The 21,851-nt window shown below is 74.3% G+C and carries 21 protein-coding genes; 16 read left to right on the top strand and 5 right to left on the bottom strand.

Features of this window, described 5'->3' with window-relative positions:
- Window positions 1–119: 119 nt before the first annotated feature.
- Window positions 120–1,316: a lactonase family protein gene (locus JN535_RS17345; RefSeq protein WP_205207023.1), complete on the top strand. Its 1,197-nt coding sequence runs from the start codon at window positions 120–122 to the stop codon at window positions 1,314–1,316.
- 69 nt (window positions 1,317–1,385) lie between these two features.
- Complete coding sequence (gene mshA, locus JN535_RS17340; RefSeq protein WP_205207080.1) at window positions 1,386–2,645, top strand: D-inositol-3-phosphate glycosyltransferase; 1,260 nt, start codon at window positions 1,386–1,388, stop codon at window positions 2,643–2,645.
- Between the two features lie 25 nt (window positions 2,646–2,670).
- Here the strand turns inward: mshA and JN535_RS17335 are convergent, their stop codons facing one another.
- On the bottom strand, window positions 2,671–3,117 hold the full coding sequence (locus JN535_RS17335; protein ID WP_205207021.1) for a nitroreductase family deazaflavin-dependent oxidoreductase: 447 nt from the start codon (window positions 3,115–3,117) through the stop codon (window positions 2,671–2,673).
- 124 nt (window positions 3,118–3,241) lie between these two features.
- On the opposite strand from JN535_RS17335, the gene JN535_RS17330 reads away from it, so the two are divergent.
- Window positions 3,242–3,979 carry a phosphoglyceromutase gene (locus JN535_RS17330; protein WP_205207019.1) on the top strand — a complete coding sequence of 246 codons (738 nt, stop codon included), beginning with the start codon at window positions 3,242–3,244 and terminating at the stop codon, window positions 3,977–3,979.
- Between the two features lie 719 nt (window positions 3,980–4,698).
- Here JN535_RS17330 and phoU read toward each other — a convergent pair.
- The gene (gene phoU / locus JN535_RS17325) at window positions 4,699–5,382 is read right to left on the bottom strand and encodes a phosphate signaling complex protein PhoU (protein WP_087469848.1); all 684 of its coding nucleotides are present in this window, start codon (window positions 5,380–5,382) and stop codon (window positions 4,699–4,701) included.
- Between the two features lie 218 nt (window positions 5,383–5,600).
- Between phoU and JN535_RS17320 the strand changes: the two genes are divergently transcribed.
- The 6 genes from JN535_RS17320 to pstB all read left to right on the top strand — a co-directional run bounded on the left by JN535_RS17320 (window position 5,601) and on the right by pstB (window position 11,885).
- Window positions 5,601–6,887, top strand: a complete 1,287-nt coding sequence (locus JN535_RS17320) for a sensor histidine kinase (RefSeq protein ID WP_307868890.1) — start codon at window positions 5,601–5,603, stop codon at window positions 6,885–6,887.
- Window positions 6,884–7,588 carry a response regulator transcription factor gene (locus JN535_RS17315; protein WP_087469847.1) on the top strand — a complete coding sequence of 235 codons (705 nt, stop codon included), beginning with the start codon at window positions 6,884–6,886 and terminating at the stop codon, window positions 7,586–7,588. The genes JN535_RS17320 and JN535_RS17315 overlap by 4 nt, the downstream gene beginning before the upstream one ends.
- A 248-nt stretch (window positions 7,589–7,836) precedes the next feature.
- Window positions 7,837–8,976: a phosphate ABC transporter substrate-binding protein PstS gene (pstS, locus tag JN535_RS17310; protein ID WP_307868888.1), complete on the top strand. Its 1,140-nt coding sequence runs from the start codon at window positions 7,837–7,839 to the stop codon at window positions 8,974–8,976.
- 109 nt (window positions 8,977–9,085) lie between these two features.
- Window positions 9,086–10,108 (top strand): phosphate ABC transporter permease subunit PstC, encoded by a 1,023-nt coding sequence (gene pstC, locus JN535_RS17305; RefSeq protein WP_205207015.1) that lies wholly within the window; start codon window positions 9,086–9,088, stop codon window positions 10,106–10,108.
- Entirely contained in the window at window positions 10,108–11,091 is a 984-nt protein-coding gene (gene pstA, locus JN535_RS17300) for a phosphate ABC transporter permease PstA (RefSeq protein WP_205207012.1), read from the top strand. The genes pstC and pstA overlap by 1 nt, the downstream gene beginning before the upstream one ends.
- 14 nt (window positions 11,092–11,105) lie before the next feature.
- Window positions 11,106–11,885, top strand: a complete 780-nt coding sequence (pstB, locus tag JN535_RS17295; protein WP_205207011.1) for a phosphate ABC transporter ATP-binding protein PstB — start codon at window positions 11,106–11,108, stop codon at window positions 11,883–11,885.
- Window positions 11,886–12,203: 318 nt separating this feature from the next.
- Here pstB and JN535_RS17290 read toward each other — a convergent pair whose 3' ends face one another.
- A complete protein-coding gene (locus JN535_RS17290; RefSeq protein ID WP_240201361.1) occupies window positions 12,204–12,710 on the bottom strand; it encodes a hypothetical protein in 507 nt (168 codons plus the stop codon).
- Between the two features lie 314 nt (window positions 12,711–13,024).
- On the opposite strand from JN535_RS17290, the gene JN535_RS17285 reads away from it, so the two are divergent.
- The 3 genes from JN535_RS17285 (at window position 13,025) to ispF (ending at window position 14,912) form a co-directional block, all read left to right on the top strand.
- Complete coding sequence (locus tag JN535_RS17285) at window positions 13,025–13,507, top strand: CarD family transcriptional regulator (protein WP_031315710.1); 483 nt, start codon at window positions 13,025–13,027, stop codon at window positions 13,505–13,507.
- A gap of 113 nt (window positions 13,508–13,620) precedes the next feature.
- Entirely contained in the window at window positions 13,621–14,367 is a 747-nt protein-coding gene (ispD, locus tag JN535_RS17280; RefSeq protein WP_205207009.1) for a 2-C-methyl-D-erythritol 4-phosphate cytidylyltransferase, read from the top strand.
- Window positions 14,364–14,912: a 2-C-methyl-D-erythritol 2,4-cyclodiphosphate synthase gene (gene ispF, locus JN535_RS17275; protein ID WP_205207007.1), complete on the top strand. Its 549-nt coding sequence runs from the start codon at window positions 14,364–14,366 to the stop codon at window positions 14,910–14,912. The genes ispD and ispF overlap by 4 nt, the downstream gene beginning before the upstream one ends.
- A gap of 2 nt (window positions 14,913–14,914) precedes the next feature.
- Here ispF and JN535_RS17270 read toward each other — a convergent pair whose 3' ends face one another.
- The gene (locus JN535_RS17270; protein WP_205207005.1) at window positions 14,915–15,481 is read right to left on the bottom strand and encodes an LpqN/LpqT family lipoprotein; all 567 of its coding nucleotides are present in this window, start codon (window positions 15,479–15,481) and stop codon (window positions 14,915–14,917) included.
- A gap of 157 nt (window positions 15,482–15,638) precedes the next feature.
- Here JN535_RS17270 and JN535_RS17265 point away from each other — a divergent pair, with 157 nt between their 5' ends.
- Window positions 15,639–16,277 (top strand): TetR/AcrR family transcriptional regulator, encoded by a 639-nt coding sequence (locus JN535_RS17265; RefSeq protein WP_205207003.1) that lies wholly within the window; start codon window positions 15,639–15,641, stop codon window positions 16,275–16,277.
- Window positions 16,278–16,308: 31 nt separating this feature from the next.
- Here JN535_RS17265 and JN535_RS17260 read toward each other — a convergent pair whose 3' ends face one another.
- On the bottom strand, window positions 16,309–17,727 hold the full coding sequence (locus JN535_RS17260) for a D-arabinono-1,4-lactone oxidase (protein ID WP_205207001.1): 1,419 nt from the start codon (window positions 17,725–17,727) through the stop codon (window positions 16,309–16,311).
- Between the two features lie 44 nt (window positions 17,728–17,771).
- Between JN535_RS17260 and JN535_RS17255 the strand changes: the two genes are divergently transcribed.
- From JN535_RS17255 to rlmB, 3 genes are all read left to right on the top strand, one after another.
- Window positions 17,772–19,040: an alanine racemase gene (locus JN535_RS17255; RefSeq protein ID WP_205206999.1), complete on the top strand. Its 1,269-nt coding sequence runs from the start codon at window positions 17,772–17,774 to the stop codon at window positions 19,038–19,040.
- A gap of 91 nt (window positions 19,041–19,131) precedes the next feature.
- Window positions 19,132–20,562 (top strand): cysteine--tRNA ligase, encoded by a 1,431-nt coding sequence (cysS, locus tag JN535_RS17250; protein WP_205206998.1) that lies wholly within the window; start codon window positions 19,132–19,134, stop codon window positions 20,560–20,562.
- A 209-nt stretch (window positions 20,563–20,771) separates the two neighbouring features.
- A complete protein-coding gene (gene rlmB / locus JN535_RS17245) occupies window positions 20,772–21,785 on the top strand; it encodes a 23S rRNA (guanosine(2251)-2'-O)-methyltransferase RlmB (protein WP_205206997.1) in 1,014 nt (337 codons plus the stop codon).
- Window positions 21,786–21,851 lie beyond the last annotated feature (66 nt).

The following is a 21,851-nucleotide window of genomic DNA, read 5'->3' as shown; positions in this document are numbered from 1 at the left end:
GAGCGCCTCGCCGACGAGTCCGTCGGCGGGGCGCTCTCGCGTTCGTGGGGATCGTGCCGCGTGCCGATGACGGGTCGGCCGGTGCCGGAGGCACGCGTCCGGAGAACTAGGCTCGGGTCATGACCTCCGCGACCCGCGCCCTCTGGATCGGCACCTACCCGCACGCGGCGAACGGCGGTGCGGAGGGTGTGTGGCGCGTCCAGCTCGACGTCGACGCCGTAGCCGGGACGGGGACGTTCGTGGGCGGGGTGCTGGCGGCGGAGACGCCGTCGCCGTCGTTCCTCGCGCTCGACGGCGACACGCTGTACGCGGTGGGGGAGACGGAGGCCGGCTCGGTGTCGGCGTTCGCGGTCGGTCCCGACGGCGGCCTCGCGCCCCGCGGCGAGCGCGTCGCCACGGGTGGCTCGTACCCGTGCCACGTGGTCGTCAGCGGTGACGTGCTCGTCGCCAACTACGGGGACGGTGTCCTCACGGCCGTCGCGACCGCGGCGGACGGCACGCTCGCCACGAGGCCGGACGACCCGTCCGGCACCGCGGTGCGTCACCAGGGTCACGCGGGGACGGGACCCGTCACCGACCGCCAGGAGGGGCCGCACGCCCACTTCGTCGCCCCGCTCGCCCATCTCGGCGCCGCCGACGACGACAGCGGCGACGTGCTCGTCGTCGACCTGGGTACCGACGAGCTGCGCCGGCACGACCCCGCGGCCCCCGACGGCTCGGCCCCTCGCGTCGTCGCGACCTTCCCCCCGGGGACCGGCCCGCGCCACCTCGCGGCGCTGCCGTCCGGGCACCTCGTCGTGGTCGGCGAGCTCGACCCGGCCCTGTTCGTCCTCGCCCCGGTCGACGGCCCCGAGGGCGCGCGGACGTACGACGTGGTCGCGCGCTACGACGTCACGCACGCCGCGGCGCCCGAGGGCGGCCAGAACTTCCCCTCCCACGTGGCGGTCTCGGCGGACGGCACGCGCGTCCTCGCCGCGGTGCGCGGCGCCGACGTGCTCGCCGTGCACGCGGTCGAGCCGGGGCACGACGGCGGGGTCCCCTCGCTGCGCCACCTCGCGGACTCCCCGGTGGGGGGCGCCTGGCCGCGCCACTTCGCCGTGCTCGCAGGTCCCGGCGCGCCCGACGCGCCGCTGCACGACCTCGTCGTCGTCGCGAACCAGAACGACGACCCGCTCATCGAGCGGCCGGACGCCGCGTCGACGGGGGAGGGGCCGACGTCGAACCTCGCGCTCCTGCGGGTGCGCCGCTCGGACGGCGCCGCCCACGTGCTCGACGTGCTCGCGCTGCCCGCCCCGGCCTGCGTCGTGGAGGCCTGACCCGCCGTGGCCGCGCTCGAGCTGCCGCAGGGCGTCGCCCCGGACCCGTCGACCCCGCTCCGGGTCGCCATGCTCTCGGTGCACACGTCGCCCCTCGACCAGCCGGGCACGGGCGACGCGGGCGGGATGAACGTGTACGTCACGGAGCTCGCGCACGCCCTCGCGCGCCGCGGCACGCAGGTCGAGATCTTCACGCGCGCGACGGCGTCGAGCCAGCCCCCCAAGGTCGAGGTGTCCGACGGCGTGACGGTGCGCCACGTCGTCGCCGGGCCCTTCGAGGGGCTCGACAAGAACGACCTGCCCGGCCAGCTCTGCGCCTTCACGGCGGGGGTGCTGCGTGCGGAGGCGCGGCACCACGAGGGCTGGTACGACGTCGTCCACACCCACTACTGGCTCTCGGGGCAGGTCGGCTGGCTCGCGGCCGACCGGTGGGACGTCCCGCTCGTGCACACCATGCACACGCTCGCGCGCGTGAAGAACGCCGCGCTCGCCCCGGGTGACGCGCCCGAGCCGCTGGGGCGGATCATCGGGGAGGAGCAGGTGGTCGCGGAGGCGGACGCGCTCGTCGCGAGCACGGACGCCGAGGCCGACGACCTCGTGCGCGACTACGCCGCCGACCGTGCGCGCGTGCACGTCGTGCCGCCGGGCGTCGACCTCGACCTGTTCTCCCCGGACGCCGCAGACGCGTCGGCGGGCGACGGCGCGGCGCGGCGCGAGCGGCGCCGGGTGCTGCGCGCGGGGTTGGGGCTTCCGACCGACGGCGGCCTCGTGCTCTTCGCGGGGCGCGTGCAGCCGCTCAAGGGCCCGGACGTGCTGGTCCGGGCGCTCGGTGTCCTGGCCGAGCGGGGAGAGCCCGTGCCGACGCTCGTCGTCCTGGGCGGCCCGAGCGGGCGCCCGACCGCGGTGCGCGAGCTCGAGGCGCTCGCCTACCAGGTGGGGGTGAGCGACCGGCTCGTCGTGCGCCCGCCCGTCCCGCGAGACGAGCTCGCGCAGTGGTACCGGGCGGCCGACGTCGTCGCCGTGCCGTCGCACAACGAGTCGTTCGGGCTCGTCGCCGCCGAGGCCGAGGCGAGCGGCACGCCCGTCGTCGCGGCCGCCGTCGGCGGGCTGAGGACGGTGGTCGAGGACCAGGTGTCCGGCGTGCTCGTGCCCGACCACGACCCGCAGACGTGGGCGCGCGTGCTCCGCGACCTGCTCGCCGACGACGACCGCCTCGCCGCGCTCGGCGACGGCGCCCGGCGCGCGGGCGAGCGGTTCGGCTGGGACACCGCCGCGCTGCGCATGCTCGACGTCTACGCGCAGGCGCGCAAGGTCCGCGCGGCGCGCTGACGCCGCGCGGAGCCCTCCGTGCGGGTCAGGCGCCGGGGGTGGCGCGCTCCAGGACCAGCACGGGGATCTCGCGCGACGTCTTCGCCTGGTAGTCCGCGTACGGCGGGTACGCCGCGACGGCGCGCTCCCACCAGACGGCCTTCTCCTCGCCGTGGACCTCGCGCGCGACGTAGTCGTGACGCTCGGTGCCGTCCTGCAGCTCGACCTGCGGGTGCGCGAGGACGTTGAAGTACCAGACCGGGTGCTTCGGCGCGCCGCCGAGCGACGCCACCACGGCGTACGTGCCGTCGTGCTCGACCCGCATGAGCGGCGTCTTGCGGACCTTGCCGGTGCGTCGACCGAGGGTCGTGAGCACGACCACCGGCATCCCGTTCAGGGTCGTGCTGCGCGTCCCGCCGGACGACTCGTAGGACTCGGCCTGCTGGCGGGACCAGGCGCTCGGGCTGGGGGCGTACTCTCCGTCGATCGGCATGTCCAGGGGAACGTGCGCGCCGCGCGCACGATTCCCGGACCTTCGTCCCACGCCCGACGGCGACGGTCACCACCACGTGGGACGCGGGTGCCCGCGCGGCGGGCCGTGCGGCAGGATGGAGCCCATGACCTACACCCTCGTGCTGCTCCGCCACGGCGAGAGCGAATGGAACGCCAAGAACCTGTTCACCGGCTGGGTGGACGTCGCCCTGTCGGAGAAGGGGACCGAGGAGGCGAAGCGCGGCGGTCAGCTCCTCACCGAGGCCGGCGTCCTGCCCGACGTCGTGCACACCTCGCTCCTGCGCCGCGCCATCACGACGGCGAACCTCGCGCTCGACGCGGCCGACCGCCACTGGATCCCCGTGAAGCGGTCGTGGCGCCTCAACGAGCGCCACTACGGTGCGCTCCAGGGCAAGAACAAGAAGCAGACGCTCGAGGAGTTCGGTGAGGAGCAGTTCATGCTCTGGCGCCGCTCGTACGACGTCCCGCCGCCCGAGATCGAGCTGGGCTCCGAGTTCTCGCAGGACGCGGACCCGCGCTACGCCGACGCCCCCGTCGTGCGCACCGAGTGCCTCAAGGACGTGCTCGAGCGCGCCCTGCCGTACTGGGACGGCGAGGTCGTCCCGGACCTCAAGGCGGGCAAGACCGTCCTCGTCGCCGCGCACGGCAACTCGCTGCGCGCGATCGTCAAGCACCTCGACGGCATCTCCGACGAGGACATCGCCGCGCTCAACATCCCGACCGGCATCCCGCTGCTCTACGAGCTCGACGAGGACCTCGTGCCCGTCACGAAGGGCGGCCGCTACCTCGACCCCGAGGCCGCTGCCGAGGCCGCCGCCGCGGTCGCCAACCAGGGCCGCTGACAGCCCGCACGCAGAGACGGCCGTGGCCCGTCCGGACATCCGGACGGGCCACGGCCGTCTGCGCGCCCGGAAAGGACTCCTCCCGGCGCGCAAGGGTGAACCCCGGTCCGCGAGAAAGAACCGCGGTTGCGCGAGATAGAACCCGGTAGTGCGAGATAGGACCCTGGTAGCGCGAGAGAGAACCCCGGTCAGCCGAGGTAGAACCGTGGTTGCGCGAGGTAGAACCGCGGTCGCGCGAAGTAGAACCGCGGCCACGGACGACGACGGTGGATCGCCCGGCACCGCAGGGTCGCAACCGTCGACGGCCTGCGACCTGACCGCCTGCTCGACACGACGGGCCAGCACCGGGACTACGCCGACCTGCGGGGCACCCGGCACGCCTAGCGTCGAACGCCGAACGGCGAACGGTGCTACGGCAAGGGTTGAACCAGCGCTGTCGCCCGGGCGCCTGGAGACCAGGGCGAGACGACGGAGGGCGGGGTGGGTGGTGGTGCCGCGTCGTGGCGGGCCTGGCGGGAGCCGCGAGGAACGAGCGGCGGATGGTGGACGCGGCACCACCACCCGCCCCGCCCACCCAACCCGACCACGCGCCGTCGAGCACAAAGAACCACGGCTCTACCTCACGCAACCACGGTTCTACCTCGGCTGACCGGGGTTCTCTCCCGCGCGACCAGGGTTCTACCTCGGCCGACCGAACTACGACCTCGCGCGGACGATCGTCAGGCGGTGGCGCGGGCGGAGCCGGCGGGGGTGCCGCGGTCGTCGGCGAAGTCGCCGGTGACGAGGTACGTCACGCGCTTGGCGATGGACACGCCGTGGTCGCCGAAGCGCTCGTAGTAGCGGCCCACGAGCGTGACGTCGACCGTCTCCTGCGGGGTGCCGGTCCACGTGCCGTCGAGCAGCGCGGTGAACGTGTCCTGGTGGAGCTTGTCGAGCAGGTCGTCGTCGCGCTCGATGTTCGCGGCGACGGTGAGGTCGCGCGTCGTGAGGAGCGTCGTCGTCCGGCGCGCGACGCGCACGGCGGCGTCGTGCATCTGCTCGAACGTGCGGTGCAGCGAGGGCTCGATCGCGCGGGCCGGGTAGCGGCCGCGCGCGACCTGCGCGATGTGGCGGGCGAGGTCGCCCATGCGCTCCAGCGTGGCGCTCATGCGCAGCGCGCTGACCACGACGCGCAGGTCGGTGGCCACGGGCTGCTGCTGCGCGAGCAGGAGCACGCACCGCTCGTCGAGCTCGCGCTCCAGCGCGTCGATGGTGTGGTCGTCCCCGATCACCGACTGCGCGAGCTGCAGGTCCGCCGTGAGGAGCGCCTGCCCGGCGCGGTTCACAGCCGACTCCACCAGCCGGCTCATCTCGGCCAGGTCGTCACCGACCTGCTTCAGCTCGGCCTCGAAGATCTCCCGCATCGCTTCCCTCTCGTCGTGACCGGTCGGTCCGGTCCGTGACGGCGTGCGCCCCTGCGCGCCGGGCGGCGCCCGGGCACGCCGTCGGCTCCCGTCACGCTCGCAGGCGTGGTCGACCGGGCGGTGAACTCCAGGGCGCCGCCAGGTGAACTCTTGGCGGCTCGCACCCGTGGGGCGCCCGATCGACCGGTCGGGTGCGCGCGCGACCGTAGGCTGGACGCGTGGAAGCCGAGAGTCTCATCGAGGGCGCGACCGTGCTGGCCGCCGGCGTCGTGGGCGTCGTCGTCGGCGTGATCGCCGCCATCGCGTTCCGCGTGAGCGAGCGCCAGCAGCGCGCCGCGCGGGCGGAGCCGGCGCCCGAGCTCGACGAGGGTCTGGTCCGGGTGCTCGCGGTGCTGCGCTCCGCCGCGGTCGTGCTCGACGAGGACGCGGAGGTCGTGCGCGCCAGCCCGCCCGCGTACGCGCTCGGTGTGGTCCGTGGCGACGCGATCGCCCACGCGGCGATCCGGGACATGATCGACGACGTGTGCCGCGACGGGGTGATCCGCGACGAGGAGCTCGAGCTTCCTCGAGGGCCCGTGGGCCGCGGGACGGTCATGCTCCAGGTCCGCGTCGCCCAGGTGGGCCCGCACCACGTGCTCGTGCTCGCGGAGGACCGCACCGAGGCGCGCCGCGTCGAGGCGATCCGACGCGACTTCGTGGTCAACGTCTCGCACGAGCTCAAGACCCCGGTCGGGGCGCTCGCGCTGCTCGCCGAGACGGTGCAGGACGCCGCCGACGACCCGGTGGCGGTGCGGCGGTTCGCCGCGCGCATGCAGTCCGAGGCGACGCGGCTGTCCGCGCTGGTGCAGGAGATCATCGAGCTGTCGCGGCTCCAGGTGGCAGGCGCGCTGCAGGAGGTCACGGTGGTCCCGGTGCGGGGCGTCGTCGAGGAGGCGGTGGACCGCGCGCGCACGACGGCGCAGGGCAAGGGCATCACGCTGACCACCGGGGGCGAGCTCGACGCCGCGGTGTACGGGGACCACAACCTGCTCGTCACGGCCGTGCGCAACCTGCTCGACAACGCCGTCGCGTACTCGGGCGAGAACACGCGCGTCGGGGTCGGTGTGACGCGCGCGGGCGACCTCGTCGAGATCGCGGTCGTGGACCAGGGCATCGGGATCTCGGCCGACGAGCAGGCCCGCGTGTTCGAGCGCTTCTACCGCGTGGACCCCGCGCGCTCGCGCGACACCGGCGGCACGGGTCTGGGGCTCAGCATCGTCAAGCACGTCGCCGCCGACCACGGCGGCGAGGTCACCATGTGGTCCGAGCCGGGACGCGGCTCGACCTTCACGCTCCGGATCCCCGCGGCCGACGTGCCGACCGGGCAGGCGCACGACGCGCCGCACGGCACCCGTACCGCGGGGGACGAGGGCACGGCCGGGGCGGACCCCGCGACCGTGCAGCACGACGGGCGGCGCGCCGCCGCACCGGACACGGACGTACAGAACAAGGAGGTAGGCGCGTGACGCGCATCCTGGTGGTGGAGGACGAGGAGTCGTACCGCGACCCGTTGACGTACCAGCTGCGGCGCGAGGGCTTCGACGTCGTCGAGGCCGCGACCGGCACCGAGGCGCTGGAGCGGTTCGACGCGGACGGCGCCGACCTGGTCCTGCTCGACCTCATGCTCCCCGGGCTCAGCGGCACCGAGGTGTGCCGCGAGCTGCGGCAGCGCGGCGACGTCCCCGTCATCATGCTCACGGCGAAGGACTCCGAGATCGACAAGGTCGTGGGCCTCGAGCTGGGCGCCGACGACTACGTGACGAAGCCGTACTCGTTCCGCGAGCTGCTCGCGCGCGTGCGCGCCGTGCTGCGCCGCAAGGGCGGGGAGAACGGGGGCGAGGTCGTCGCGGAGAGCGCGCTGGAGGTCGGCCCGGTGCGCATGGACGTCGAGCGGCACACGGTGAGCGTCGACGGCCAGGTCGTGCCGTTCCCCCTCAAGGAGTTCGAGCTCCTCGAGCTGCTCCTGCGCAACGCAGGGCGCGTGCTCACGCGCGGGCAGCTCATCGACCGGGTCTGGGGCACGGACTACGTGGGCGACACGAAGACGCTCGACGTCCACGTGAAGCGCATCCGGTCGAAGATCGAGCCCGAGCCCGCGAGCCCTCGCTACCTGCTCACGGTGCGCGGCCTGGGGTACAAGATCGCGGACGGGGTCGGCCAGGCCTGACCCTCCCGCACGGCGCCGGAACGGCCCCGCCACGTCCCCTCACGGACGCGGCGGGGCCGTCGTCGTGCGGTGCCCGGGGCCCGGCCGGCCGCGCCCGAACCGGCCGGGAGCGTGGCACGGAAGGTCTGTGCACTGTTCATCCGTCGTTCACCCGCTCTCGGGGAACGCGTCACCCGACGCTCCTAGCGTCGGGCTCGTCACCGGCGCTCGCTGGTGCCACGAGACGCTTGAACAGGATGGAACGAAGAGTGAAGCTCAGCCGATTCTCCCGTGCTGGATCCGCCGTCGCGATCGGTGCGCTCGCGCTGACCCTCGCCGCCTGCGGGTCGGACGACCCCGTCGGCAGCGCCGACGGCGCCACCGACGGTTCCTCCGAGGGCTCGTCCGAGACCGCGAGCGACCTCAGCGGTGAGCTCAACGGTGCGGGCGCGAGCTCGCAGGAGTCCGCCATGGAGGCGTGGCGCGCCGGGTTCCAGAGCGCGAACCCCGACGTCACCGTGAACTACGACCCGGTCGGCTCCGGCGGCGGTCGCACCCAGTTCCTCGAGGGCGGCGTCGCGTTCGCCGGCTCGGACGCGGTGCTCAAGGACGAGGAGATCACGCAGTCGCAGGCCGTGTGCGGCCCTGACGGTGCGATCGACCTCCCGGTCTACGTCAGCCCCATCGCGATCATCTACAACCTGCCGGACGTCGCAGAGCTCAACCTCGCGCCGGCCACGATCGCGGGCATCTTCAACGGCACGATCACGCAGTGGAACGCGCCGGAGATCGCCGCCGACAACCCCGACGCGACGCTCCCGGACCTCGCGATCACGCCGGTCCACCGCTCCGACGAGTCGGGCACGACCGAGAACTTCACCGAGTACCTCGCCGCGACCGCGGGCGACGCGTGGGGCCACGAGCCGAGCGGTGACTGGCCGACGCAGGGCGGCGAGTCCGCGCAGGGCACCTCCGGCGTCGTGCAGACCGTCCAGGGCGGCGAGGGCACCATCGGCTACGCCGACGCCTCGAAGGCCGGCGACCTCGGCACCGCGAGCATCAAGGTCGGCGAGGAGTGGGTCGCGTACTCGCCCGAGGCCGCCGCGAAGGTCGTCGACGCGTCGCCGCGCGTCGAGGGCCGTGGTGAGCACGACATCGCGGTCGAGCTGGACCGCACGACGACCGAGGCCGGCGCCTACCCGCTGGTGCTCGTCTCCTACGCGATCGCGTGCACCAGCTACGAGGACGAGGCGACGGGCAACCTCGTCAAGGCGTTCCTCACCTACATCTCGAGCGAGGAGGGCCAGTCGGCCTCCGCGTCGGCCGCGGGCAACGCGCCGATCTCGGAGGACCTGCGCACGGACGTCCACGCGGCGATCGAGTCCATCACGGTCGGCGCCGCCGGCTGACGACTCTCGGACCGGGGGGCGGCGGGGCCTGCGGGCCCCGCCGCCCCTGATCCGCGAGATCGGCCCGCCACAACCTCAGGCAGCAGGACCGCATGCACCGGGAGCACGAGTGACCACCACAGCCCCACCCACGACGCCGGGCCCCGCGCCGGGCGGCCCGTCCGGCGCGCCGCGCCCGGACGCCCCGCGCCGTCGTGCGCGGAACACCGACCGCGGCGTGAACCGCGCGTTCCGCTGGACGGCGACCGGCGCCGGGGGGCTCATCCTCGCCGTCCTCGCCGCGGTCGCGATCTTCCTCGTGCTCCGCGCGTGGCCCGCGCTCACCGCCGGTGGCGACGTCCTGTCCGAGGAGGTGTCCTGGTTCCCCGAGGGCGCGTCGCTCGTGTCCTTCGTGGGGCCGCTGATCTTCGGCACGCTCCTCGCGGCGGCGCTCTCGCTCCTGCTCGCGACACCGGTCGCCATGGGGATCGCGCTCTTCATCTCGCACTACGCGCCGCGCCGGCTCGCGTCCACGCTCGGGTACGTCGTCGACCTGCTCGCAGCGATCCCCAGCGTCGTCTACGGCCTGTGGGGCTCGCTCGTGCTCCCGCCGATCGTCGTCCCGGTGTGGTCGTGGCTCGCCGACACGTTCGGCTGGTTCCCGCTCTTCGCCGGTCCGGCCTCGCCGACCGGTCGCGTCCTGCTCACCGTCGCGCTGGTGCTCGCCGTGATGATCCTGCCGATCATCACCGCCGTGAGCCGCGAGGTGTTCCTCCAGACGCCCAAGCTCCACGAGGAGGCGGCGCTCGCGCTCGGCGCGACGCGCTGGGAGATGATCCGCACCGCGGTCATCCCGTTCGGACGGTCCGGCGTCATCTCGGCCGCGATGCTCGGCCTCGGTCGCGCGCTCGGCGAGACGATGGCCGTGCTGATGATCCTCTCGCCCGGGCTCCTCTACTCGTTCAAGGTCCTGCAGGCCGGGCAGCAGCAGACGATCGCCGCGAACATCGCGGCCGACTTCCCCGAGGCCAACCCGCTCGGGGTGAGCGCGCTCATCGCGACCGGCCTCGCCCTGTTCCTCATCACCCTGCTCGTCAACATGGGCGCCCGCGCGATCGTCGCGCGGCGCAAGGACTTCTCGGGAGCCAACTGATGAGCGCCCTCAGCACCAGCCCCGCGCGCGGGGCCTCCGCCCCCGACCCGGAGCGCACCGCGTCCGTCCGGGCTCTCCTGCGCGGCGCGGACGCCGGCCGACGCCGCAAGGACCGCACCATGACGGTCCTCATGTGGGGCGCGTTCGCCCTCGCGATGGTGCCCCTGGTGTCCGTCGCGTGGACCGTCGTCGTGCACGGCATGGAGCGGTTCGACGCCTACTTCCTCACGCACTCCATGCGCGGCGTCTTCGGAGGCATGGACGCGGGCGGCATCTACCACGCGATCCTCGGCACGCTCCTCATCACCCTGGGTGCCGCGGTGATCTCGGTGCCGATCGGCCTGCTCGCCGCGATCTACCTCGTCGAGTACGGGCGCGGGCCGCTGGCGCGCGCCGTGACGTTCTTCGTCGACGTCATGACCGGCATCCCGTCGATCGTCGCGGGCCTCTTCGCGTACGCGCTCTTCGCGGTGATCTTCGGGCCGGGGGTGCGCATGGGCATCGTCGGCTCGGTCGCGCTGTCCGTCCTCATGATCCCCGTCGTCGTCCGCTCGTGCGAGGAGATGCTGCGCCTCGTGCCCAACGAGCTGCGCGAGGCGGCCTACGCGCTCGGCGTGCCCAAGTGGCTCACCGTCGTCCGCGTCGTCCTGCGCACGTCGATCGCGGGCATCACGACGGGCGTCATGCTCGCCGTGGCGCGCGTCATCGGCGAGACCGCGCCGCTCCTCATCACCGTCGGCGTCGTCGACTCCATCAACGGCAACCTCTTCGAGGGCCGCATGATGACGCTGCCCGTGTACGTGTACCGGCAGTACAGCCAGGGCCTGGTGCCCTGCAGCAACGTCACCGACGTCGTGTGCCTCCCCGACATCAACTACGACCGGGCCTGGGCGGCCGCCCTGACGCTGATCCTCATCGTCATGCTGCTCAACCTCGTCGGGCGACTCGTCACCCGCTGGTTCGCCCCCAAGACCCTCCGCTAGAACAGGACACTCCGATGGCACAGCGCATCGACGTCAAGGACCTCAACATCTACTACGGCGACTTCCTCGCCGTGCAGGACGTCGGCATGACGATCGACCCCAAGTCCGTGACGGCCTTCATCGGCCCGTCCGGCTGCGGCAAGTCGACCTTCCTGCGGACCCTCAACCGCATGCACGAGGTCATCCCCGGCGCACGCGTCGAGGGCACCGTCGCGATGGAGGGCGTCGACCTCTACGGCGACGACGTCGACCCGGTCGCCGTCCGCCGCCAGGTGGGCATGGTCTTCCAGCGGCCCAACCCCTTCCCGACGATGTCCATCAAGGAGAACGTCCTCGCCGGGGTGAAGCTCAACAACAAGCGCATCTCGAAGTCCGACGCGGACGACCTCGTCGAGTCGTCGCTGCGCGGCGCGAACCTGTGGAACGAGGTGAAGGACCGCCTCGACCGTCCGGGGTCGGGCCTCTCCGGCGGCCAGCAGCAGCGCCTGTGCATCGCGCGGGCCATCGCGGTCAAGCCCCAGGTGCTCCTCATGGACGAGCCGTGCTCGGCGCTCGACCCGATCTCCACGCTCGCGATCGAGGACCTCATCGCGGAGCTGAAGGACGAGTACACGATCGTCATCGTCACGCACAACATGCAGCAGGCCGCACGCGTGAGCGACCGCACCGCGTTCTTCAACATCGCGGGCACCGGCAAGCCCGGGCGCCTCATCGAGATGGACGACACGGCGACGATGTTCTCTTCGCCGAGCCAGCAGGCGACGGAGGACTACATCTCCGGCCGCTTCGGGTGAGCTGAGCCCGGGCAGCCCGGGCAGCCCGGGCAGCCCGGGCAGCCCGGGCAGCCCCGGCAGTTCCGGCGACCGGGCGAACCGACGACGGCGCCCCTCCCCGCGGGGAGGGGCGCCGTCGTGCGCGCGGGTCGGATCCGGACGCGGTGCGCGGGAGGGAGCTCACGTCGGCGCCGTCGGTGTTCGAGGACGCACCGGCCGAGTCGTCCTGGAGGTTCCACCCTCATCGAGGAGTCTGAAGCGGCGGGCACGCGGAGGACAGCAGCAGCCGGTGTCACGGCCCGAGCCTCTTTCCGGCCCGGCCCGGCCCGGGCCGTCACGTCACGGCAGCAGGTGCGCGTACTCCTCGAGGGTGCCGTCCAGGACGGGCAGGGAAAGGCTCTGCTCCTCGCCCGAGGTCACGCCGACCGTCACGGGCAGCATGCCGCCGGGGGCGGCGTCGACGCGGCCGATCTGCGCGTCGAAGCCGTCCTCGGCGCCGAGGTAGACGGTCTCGCCGGCGGCGACGGGGATGGTCACGGGTTCGCCGCCCTCGGGCGTCACGTCGAACTCCACGTCCTCGGTCGAGTCGTTCGCGAAGGCTCCGACGAGCGCGCCGGCGTCGCCCTCGGCCGCGCTCACGACGAGGAGGTTGAGGCCGCGCAGGTCGTCGGTGAGGTCGACGCGCAGGCCGTCCGACGGCGAGTAGGGGCGGGTGGTCTCGATCGGGGAGCAGGCGGAGGCGACGGCCACGCTCGCGACCACGAGGGGGACGGCCCAGTAGCGCGCGCGGCCGGTCGCTCGGGACGCCGCACGGGTCGCTGCTCGGGGGGTCGGGATGCGGGTCACGGTGCACTCCAGGGCTGCGAGAGGGGGGACTGGGTTCCGCGCCCAGCCTAGTGCGTCGGGCGAGGCCGGGCGGCCGGAACCGGCGCTGCGGGGCGTGGGCGTGAGCGGTGTCACGCAGGTTCGCGCGGGCTTCGGGAGCGTCCGGCGGCGGTCTCCAGGGTCCTGTGGCCCGCCCTGCGGGATTCGTGAGGCGCGCTGACACCGCGCTGACCTGGGGAAACGTCGCCCTCTGGGGCTTGTCAAGGGGCGCAGGGGCTCGGATTTTCGCCCTTCCGCGTGGTAAGGTGGACCACCGCGAAAGGGGACATCTGCAGATGACGTTCACAGTAGGCGAGACCGTTGTCTACCCGCACCACGGAGCCGCACTGATCGAGGAGATCAAGACGCGCACCATCCGCGGAGAGGACAAGATCTACCTCAAGCTCAAGGTCGCGCAGGGCGACCTGACCATCGAAGTCCCAGCCGAGAACGTCGACCTCGTCGGCGTGCGTGACGTCGTCGGCCAGGAGGGTCTCGACCGCGTTTTCGAGGTGCTGCGTGCACCCTACACCGAGGAGCCGACCAACTGGTCGCGTCGGTACAAGGCGAACCTCGAGAAGCTGGCGTCGGGCGACGTGATCAAGGTCGCGGAGGTCGTGCGCGACCTGTCGCGCCGGGACGCCGACCGTGGCCTGTCGGCGGGGGAGAAGCGCATGCTCTCCAAGGCGCGGCAGATCCTCGTCTCCGAGCTCGCGCTGGCCGAGCACACCGAGGAGGACAAGGCCGAGGCGATCCTCGACGAGGTGCTGGCCTCCTGACGTCCCGGGCTCCCGCCCGCGACGGCCGGCGACTGCCGGCGACACAGACACCGGGGAGGGTGCCGTCCGCACGGACGGCACCCTCCCCGTCGTCGTGCCGGTAGCGTGTGCCCGTGCCGACTCTTGCCGTGCTCACCGCCGCGGGCTCGGGGACCCGTCTAGGGCTCGACCTGCCCAAGGCCCTCGTCGAGCTCGACGGCCTGCCGCTCGTCGTGCAGGCCGCGCGGCGGCTGTGCGCGTCCGGTGCCGTCGACGCCATCGTCGTCACGGCACCTGCGGGCCTGCGCGACCACGTCGCGGCGCTCCTGCGGGACGACCCCGCGATCGACCGTCCCGTGCGCGTCGTCGAGGGCGCGGGCACCCGCCAGGCCTCCGTCGCGGCGGGGTTGCGCGCGGGGCTGGTCGAGGGGCCGGGCGGAGAGCCGGTCGACGTCGTGCTCGTCCACGACGCGGCGCGGCCGCTCGCACCGCCCGCGCTGGTCCGCCGCGTCGTCGAGGCCGTGCGGGCGGGCCACGACGCCGTCGTGCCGGGGCTGCCGGTCACGGACACGATCAAGCGCGTGACGGCCGCGCGGAGCGACGACCCGTCCCACGCCGAGCCCGTGGCCGAGACCGTGGACCGGGCGACGCTGCGCGCCGTCCAGACCCCGCAGGGGTTCGACCGTGAGCTCCTCGTCCGGGCTCACGAGGCGGCCGCCCACCGTGCCGACGACGAGCAGGTCTCCGCGACCGACGACGCGGGCCTCGTGGAGGCGCTCGGGCTCCCCGTCCACGTCGTGCCCGGCGACGCCGCGGCGGCCAAGATCACCACCGCCCACGACCTGCGCGTCGCCGCGCTGACCCTCCGGGAGGACCGATGACGACCCCCGCCGACCACGCCGAGGACGCGCCGCCGCGCGCCGCCCTGCCCCCGTTGCCGCGCACCGGCGTCGGCGTCGACGTGCACGCGTTCGCCCCCGAGGGCGAGGCGCGGGAGCTGTGGCTCGGGGGGCTGCTCTGGCCGGGCGAGCGCGGTCTCGCCGGGCACTCGGACGCGGACGTCGCGGCGCACGCTGCCGCGGACGCGCTGTTCTCGGCGACGGGGCTCGGAGACCTGGGGTCGAACTTCGGCACGGGCGCGCCCGAGTGGGCCGGGGCCAGCGGGTCGCGCCTGCTCGCCGAGGCGGCGCGCCGGGTGCGGGCGGCGGGGTTCGAGATCGGGAACGTGGCCGTCCAGGTCATCGGCAACCGCCCGCGCCTCGGGCCTCGCCGTGCGGAGGCCGAGGCGGCCCTCGGGGCGGCTGCGGGGGCCCCGGTGACGCTCACGGCCACGACGACCGACGGGCTCGGCCTCACGGGCCGTGGGGAGGGCGTCGCGGCCGTCGCGACGGCCCTCGTCGTCGCGGTCGGGACGTCGCCCGCGTGACCTCAGCCCGCGGGGGCGAGCTCCACGCTCTCGAGGATCGCGCGCGTCTGCGCGGCGCCGTCGGCGTCACCGTCGGCGTACGAGGCCGTGAGGTCGACGACCCAGTCGTCCGGCGCGTCGCCCGTCCGGACCGCCAGGATCTCCTGGACGACGACGGTCCCGGCCGTCTCGTACGTGCCCGCGACCCGGAAGGCGGGGAGCTCGCCGAGCGTGGTCGTGCCCTGGCCGTCGGCGTCCAGGCCCCACCCGGGGATCGCGTCGACGGCCGCGGCGGTCCTCGCGCCGGCCTCCTCGAGCGTGGCGGCGGACTGCGTACCCGTCACGACGACGTTCGCCCGGAAGCCCCCCGACCCGCCCGGCGCGTGCAGCACGAAGGCCCCGTCGCGGGTGGCGCGCTCCCAGCCCGGGGGTGCGGTGACCCGCACGGGGACCTCCGGGACGTCGTACGCGACCGGCGCGTCGTCCGCCCCGGCGCCCGCGGGACCGCCGCCGCAGCCCGCGAGGGCGAGCGCCGCGGTCGCGAGGGTCGCGAGGTGCCAGAGGGGGCGAGGGTGGCGCGGTCGGGGCACGGTCGTCCTTCGTCGGAAGCAGGGGCATGAGGGGCTCGGCTCGCCATTCTCGCCTCCGGGCGTCCCGGGTGCCAGGCCCACGAGCAGACACTACGATCGCTGGGAGCGCATCGATGTGTTTGACTTTCCCAAGAACGACACATGGGATGAATCGCACATGAACCGAATGTCCGTCGAAGAACGCCGGGCCCAGCTCGTCGACGCGGCGATGACCATCGCCGTCCGCGAGGGCGTCGAGGCCGTCACGATCCGTGGCGTCGCGGCCGAGGCCGGCGTGTCGCTCGGCGTCGTGCACTACTGCTTCGAGGACAAGGACGAGCTCCTCCAGGCGATGGGCAACAGCCTCGCCCTCGTCGCGTCCGAGCCGGTGCGCGCCGCCCTCGACGTCGACGGCGACGTCGTCCAGCTCGCGCACGCGGCGGCCGACGGGCTCTGGAGCGGGCTGACCCCGCGCCGGCACATGCGTCTGCTCACCTTCGAGTTCGCGACGGCGGGCGTGCGCAGCCGCGCGCTGCGGTCCGTCGCGCACACGCACCTGGAGCAGACGTGGGCGATGACCCGCGGCTTCCTCGAGAACGTGGCCGAGCGCGGCAACGTCACCTACTCGATGGACATGGGCTTCCTCTCGCGCATCGTCGCCGGGTACATCGACGGCATCGAGATCGCGTGGCTCGTCGAGCAGGACGACGAGACGGCGGTCCGCAGCTTCCACGCGCTCGCCGAGTACGTCCTGTCGGTCATGGTCCGGCCCGACGGCTCGCCCGTGCGCGAGCACGGCCCGGAGCCCGTGCCCTGACCGACGGGCCGTCGCGCCGGGCCCGGGGCCCTCAGCCCGCGGTCGCCGCCGGCGCGCGTCCGAGCACCCGGTCCGTGTAGGCGTTCGCGAACACCCCGTCCGGGTCCGCCGCGTCGCGGACCGCCACCGCGTCGTCGAACCGGGGGTAGAGCGCCCGGAGCCGGTCGGCGTCGAGACCGTGGAGCTTGCCCCAGTGCGGACGGCCGTCGACCTCGGCGACGATCCGCTCGACGGCGTCGAAGTACCGGTCGTGCGGCAGGCGCGCGTACTGGTGCACCGCGACGTACGCGGTCTCGCGACCGTGGGCCGTGGACAGCCAGACGTCGTCGGGCGCCGCGAACCGGACCTCGACCGGGAAGGGCACGTGCTCGCCGGACCGGTTCAGCCAGGCGTCGATGCTCGCGAGCACGTCCGCGAGGTGCTCGCGCGGCACGGCGTACTCCATCTCGCGGAACCGGACCCGGCGCGACGTGACGAAGACCTGGTGCGACGGCGCGACGTAGGTCCGCGGCGCGAGCGCGCGCGCCGAGACGGCGTTGAGCCGGGGGGTGACGCGCGGGACCGCCGTGGCGAGCCGGTTGACGAGCTCGAACGCGCCGTTGGACAACAGCTCCTCGTCGACCCACGTGCGCGCCCGCGCGACCGGCCCCGGCCCGGTGGTCCGCAGCCGATCGAGCTCGGCCGCCTCCTCGTCGGGCGCGAGCCGGTTGTTGCGCTTGGTCAGGGCGCGGCGCGTGTGGGGGAACCAGTAGAACTCGAAGTGGTCATTGCCCCCGACGAGGCCGTCGGCGTCGTCCGGCGTGCCGAGGCCTGCCAGCACGCGGTCCAGCGGCCACGGCTCCTCCCGCGCGCGGAGCAGGAACGCCGGCACCACCTCGAGCGTGACGGCGGACAGGACGCCCGTGACACCGAGCCCCAGGCGGCTCACCTCGAACAGGTCGCGGTCCTGCGTCGCCGACGCCTCGCGCACCTCGCCGTCCGCCCCGACGACGCGGACGCCGCGCACCTGGGTGGCGAGCCCGCCGAGGCGGGCGCCGGTCCCGTGCGTGCCGGTCGAGATCGCGCCCGCGACCGACTGCCGGTCGATGTCGCCGAGGTTGCGCATCGCGAGGCCCGCGGCGGCGAGGGCCTCGTTGAGCCGGTGCAGGCGGATGCCCGCCCCGACCGTCACGAGGATCGCGTCGGCGTCGGCCTCGCTCGACGCGCCCGTGCCGCGGGTGATGCGCTCGACGAGGCCGATGCGGTCCAGGTCGAGGAGCAGCCCGTCCGTGACGGCCGCAGGGGTGAAGGAGTGCCCCGCGCCGACGGCGCGCACCGGCATCCCGTCGGCGGCGGCGCGTGCCACGAGCTCGCTCAGCTCCGCCTCGTCGCGCGGGGAGGCCCGACGGCGCGGGGTGGCGGAGGCCGTGCGGGCCCAGTTGGTCCAGGAGAGGGCGTCGTCGCTGCTCACAGGTCGTACTGTCTCACGCTCCCCGGGTGGCGTACGTTCTCCCCATGACGAGCGACGCGGCACCCGGGACGAACGTGGGGACGGCCGACCGGGCCGCGGACGAGCGCGGCGCGACGCCGTCGCTGCTCGCCCGGCTCACACGCGCGACCGCGCACCTCGACGGCCCGCTCGCCGTCGTCGACCTGGACCGGTTCGACGCCAACGCCGACGAGCTCCTGGCACGCGCGGGCGGGGTGCCGGTGCGCGTCGCCTCGAAGTCGGTCCGCGTCCGCTCGCTCGTGGCGCGCGCCGGGGAGCGCGGGTTCCAGGGCGTCATGGCGTACTCGGTGCGCGAGGCGCTGTGGCTCGTCGACGCGGGCGCCCGCGACGTGCTCGTGGGCTACCCGTCGGTGGACCGCGGGGCTCTCGCCGCGCTCGCGCGGCACGAGCCCGGGCGGCGCGAGGTCACGCTCATGGTCGACGACGCCGCGCACCTCGAGCTCGTCCGGCAGGCGCTCGCGGAGGCGGGCACGGGTGACGAGCCGCCCGTACGCGTGTGCCTCGACGTCGACGCGTCCCTGCGCGTCGGCCTCGGCCTCGTCACGGTCCACCTCGGCACGCGGCGCTCGCCCCTGCACGACCCCCCGGACGTCGCGTCGCTCGCCGCGCGCGTGGTCTCGACGCCCGGTCTCGCGCTGCGGGGGCTCATGTTCTACGAGGCGCAGGTCGCCGGGATGCCCGACTCGAGCCTCGCCGTCCGCGCGGTCAAGCGGCTCTCGGTGCTCGAGCTGGGCGAGCGTCGCGGCGAGGTCGTCGCGGCGGTGCGCGACGTCGTCGGGCACGACCTCGAGCTCGTGAACTCGGGCGGCACGGGGTCGCTCGAGACGTCGTCGGCGGACGGCGTCGTCACGGAGGTCACGGCCGGGTCGGGGCTGTACGTCCCGGGGCTCTTCGACGAGTACCGGTCCTTCCGGCCGCGGCCGTCCGCCTTCTTCGGGCTCGACGTGGTGCGCGTGCCCGCCCCTGGGTGGGCGACGGCGTTCGGTGGCGGGTACGTCGCGTCCGGTCCCGCGTCGCGCAGCCGCCTGCCCCGCGTCGCGACGCCCGGGTGGTCGCTCACGGGCCGCGAGGGGGCGGGAGAGGTCCAGACGCCGCTGCACCGGTCTCGCGGTGCCGTGGGCGTTCCCGACCTCGCCGTGGGCGACCGCGTGTGGTTCCGCCACGGCAAGGCGGGCGAGGCGATGGAGCGGTTCGACCGCGTGCACCTCGTGCGGGGCGACGAGGTCGTCGACGTGGTCCCGACGTACCGCGGCGAGGGCAAGAGCTTCGGCTGACGCGGCCCGACCGGCCGTCGGCGGGACCGGACCCGGGGCGGGCGCGCCGCGCTGACGGTCGTCGCGGCGGCTCCCCGGTACCCTTGCGGACGTGACTCTTCGCCTGTTCGACACCGCCACGCGGGACGTGCGCGACTTCGTGCCCCTGACCCCGGGCGAGGTCGGCATCTACCTGTGTGGTGCGACCGTCCAGGCAGCTCCCCACATCGGACACATGCGCTCCGCCGTCGCGTTCGACGTGCTCGTGCGGTGGCTGCGGCGCGGCGGGTCGCGCGTGACGCTCATCCGCAACGTCACCGACATCGACGACAAGATCCTCGCCAAGTCGGCCGACGCCGGCGAGCCGTGGTGGGCCTGGGCCGCGACGTACGAGCGCGCGTTCACCGCCGCGTACGACGCGCTCGGCGTCCTGCCGCCCACGTACGAGCCGCGCGCGACCGGGCACGTGCCGGACATGGTGGAGCTCATGGAGCGCCTCGTGGAACGCGGGCACGCGTACACGACCGGCCCCGGCGACGTGTGGTTCGACGTGCGGTCGTGGCCCGAGTACGGCTCGCTGACCAACCAGCGCCTCGAGGACCTCAACCCCGTGCCCGACGACGTCCCCGCGGACGCGGAGGAGGCCGCGGCCAAGCGCGACCCGCGCGACTTCGCGCTGTGGAAAACCCCGAAGGAGGGCGAGCCGGAGACCGCGTCGTGGCCCACCCCGTTCGGTCGAGGCCGTCCCGGCTGGCACCTCGAGTGCTCCGCGATGGCGCGCCGGTACCTCGGTGACACGTTCGACATCCACGGCGGCGGGCTCGACCTGCGCTTCCCGCACCACGAGAACGAGCAGGCGCAGTCGCGCGCCGCGGGCTACGGGTTCGCGCAGCACTGGCTGCACAGCGCGTGGGTCACGCAGGGCGGCGCCAAGATGAGCAAGTCGCTCGGCAACGGGCTGCTCGTGCGCGAGGTCCTCGCGACGACGAGCCCGGCCGTGCTGCGCTACGCGCTCGGGTCCGTGCAGTACCGCTCGATGCTCGAGTGGACGCCCGCGACCGTCACCGAGGCCGAGGCCACGTGGGAGCGGCTCGCCGGGTTCGTCGAGCGCGCGACCGAGCGCGTGGGCGACGTCGGCGACGTGACCGAGGCCGAGCTGCCGACGGCGTTCACCGCGGCGATGGACGACGACCTCAACGTCCCGGCGGCGCTCGCCGTCGTGCACGAGCACCTGCGCGCGGGCAACGCGGCGCTCGCGGACCGCACCACGGCCGCCGACGCCGTCGCGCGCCACCACCTCGTCGCGGTGCGGGCCATGCTCGACGTCCTCGGGCTCGACCCGGGCGACGCGCAGTGGGCCGACCGCGGGGACTCGCGCTACGCGGCGGTGCTCGACGCCGTCGTCGGCGCGGAGCTCGCGGCCCGCGCCGAGGCGCGCGCGGCCCGCGACTTCGCGACCGCCGACGCGATCCGCGACCGCCTGGCCGCGGCGGGGGTCGCGGTCGAGGACTCGGCCGACGGCGCGCGCTGGACCCTCGCCTGACGCTCACCCGACCGACGCCCGCCGGGGAGAACCCGGGCCTCGCGACGTAGAACCCTGGTAGCGCGAGGTAGACCCCTGGTCCTGGTCACGGTTCTCCCTCGGCGAGAGGTCTGGGGGACACTGGACCAGGAGCGAGACACGCACGCCGGGCGCCGAGCCCGACGTGACCTGACCTGAACTGACCTGAACGACGACACGATCGGTACACCATGGCTGGCAACTCACGACGACGCGGCGCGACCCGCAAGCCCGGCAGCAAGAAGGGCGCGACCGTCGGCTCCGGCGGGCAGCGGCGCAAGGGCCTCGAGGGCCGCGGGCCGACCCCCAAGGCCGAGGACCGCGTCTACCACGCGGCGCACAAGCGCAAGGTCGCGGAGGAGAAGCGGGCGGCCGCGGCGACCGGTCGCGGGGGAACGGCCCGCGGTGGCGCTGCCCGGAGTGGCGCGTCGCGCGGCGGCGGCCCGAAGGGTCGCGGCTCGGTGCAGGAGGTCGTCGCGGGGCGCAACTCCGTGCTCGAGGCGCTGCGGGCACGCATCCCCGTCGAGGTCGTCTACCTCGCGTCGCGCCTCGACGCGGACGACCGCACGCGCGAGATCGTCGACATCGTCGCGGGCCGTGGCTACGACCTCCTCGAGGTCGGCAAGCCGGAGCTCGACCGCCTCACCGACGGCGCCGTGCACCAGGGCGTCGCGATCAAGGTGCCGCCGTACGAGTACGCCGACGTCGACGACCTGCTCGACGCGGCCGAGGCGTCCGGCCGCGCGCCGCTCGTGGTCGCGCTCGACGGCGTGACCGACCCCCGCAACCTCGGCGCCGTGCTGCGCTCGGCGGGCGCGTTCGGGGCGCACGGCGTGCTCGTCCCCGAGCGCCGCGCCGCGGGCGTCACGGCGTCCGCGTGGAAGGTCTCGGCGGGTGCCGCCGCCCGGGTGCCCGTCGCGCGCGCGACCAACCTGGTCCGCGCCCTCGGCGAGCTCAAGAAGGCGGGCTGCTTCGTCGTCGGGCTCGACGCCGGTGGCGAGACCGCGATCGGCGACCTGCAGCTCGCGACCGAGCCGCTCGTCGTCGTCGCCGGGTCCGAGGGCAAGGGTCTCTCGCGCCTCGTGCGCGAGGCGTGCGACGTCGTCGCGTCCATCCCCATCGGGTCGGACACCGAGTCGCTCAACGCCGCCGTCGCGACGGGCATCTCGCTCTACGAGGTCGCGCGCCTGCGCCGCGAGGCCTGAGCGCTCCTCACCACCTGTCAGCGCCCCACCGGTCATGGACCGGTGGGGCGCTGGCGGCTCTCGTGC

This window comes from Cellulosimicrobium cellulans, assembly GCF_016921195.1.
In the GTDB taxonomy this organism is placed as follows: Bacteria; Actinomycetota; Actinomycetes; order Actinomycetales; family Cellulomonadaceae; genus Cellulosimicrobium; species Cellulosimicrobium cellulans_F.
This window is presented reverse-complemented; position numbering and strand designations above follow the sequence as displayed.

Excerpts from the sequence above, each read along its gene's own strand:
- JN535_RS17345 (WP_205207023.1), top strand. The coding sequence starts at position 120 with ATGACCTCCGCGACCCGCGCCCTCTGGATCGGCACCTACCCGCACGCG.
- mshA (WP_205207080.1), top strand. The coding sequence starts at position 1,386 with ATGCTCTCGGTGCACACGTCGCCCCTCGACCAGCCGGGCACGGGCGAC.
- JN535_RS17335 (WP_205207021.1), bottom strand. The coding sequence starts at position 3,117 with ATGCCGATCGACGGAGAGTACGCCCCCAGCCCGAGCGCCTGGTCCCGC.
- JN535_RS17330 (WP_205207019.1), top strand. The coding sequence starts at position 3,242 with ATGACCTACACCCTCGTGCTGCTCCGCCACGGCGAGAGCGAATGGAAC.
- phoU (WP_087469848.1), bottom strand. The coding sequence starts at position 5,382 with ATGCGGGAGATCTTCGAGGCCGAGCTGAAGCAGGTCGGTGACGACCTG.
- pstA (WP_205207012.1), top strand. The coding sequence starts at position 10,108 with ATGAGCGCCCTCAGCACCAGCCCCGCGCGCGGGGCCTCCGCCCCCGAC.
- pstB (WP_205207011.1), top strand. The coding sequence starts at position 11,106 with ATGGCACAGCGCATCGACGTCAAGGACCTCAACATCTACTACGGCGAC.
- JN535_RS17285 (WP_031315710.1), top strand. The coding sequence starts at position 13,025 with ATGACGTTCACAGTAGGCGAGACCGTTGTCTACCCGCACCACGGAGCC.
- ispF (WP_205207007.1), top strand. The coding sequence starts at position 14,364 with ATGACGACCCCCGCCGACCACGCCGAGGACGCGCCGCCGCGCGCCGCC.
- JN535_RS17265 (WP_205207003.1), top strand. The coding sequence starts at position 15,639 with ATGAACCGAATGTCCGTCGAAGAACGCCGGGCCCAGCTCGTCGACGCG.
- JN535_RS17255 (WP_205206999.1), top strand. The coding sequence starts at position 17,772 with ATGACGAGCGACGCGGCACCCGGGACGAACGTGGGGACGGCCGACCGG.
- rlmB (WP_205206997.1), top strand. The coding sequence starts at position 20,772 with ATGGCTGGCAACTCACGACGACGCGGCGCGACCCGCAAGCCCGGCAGC.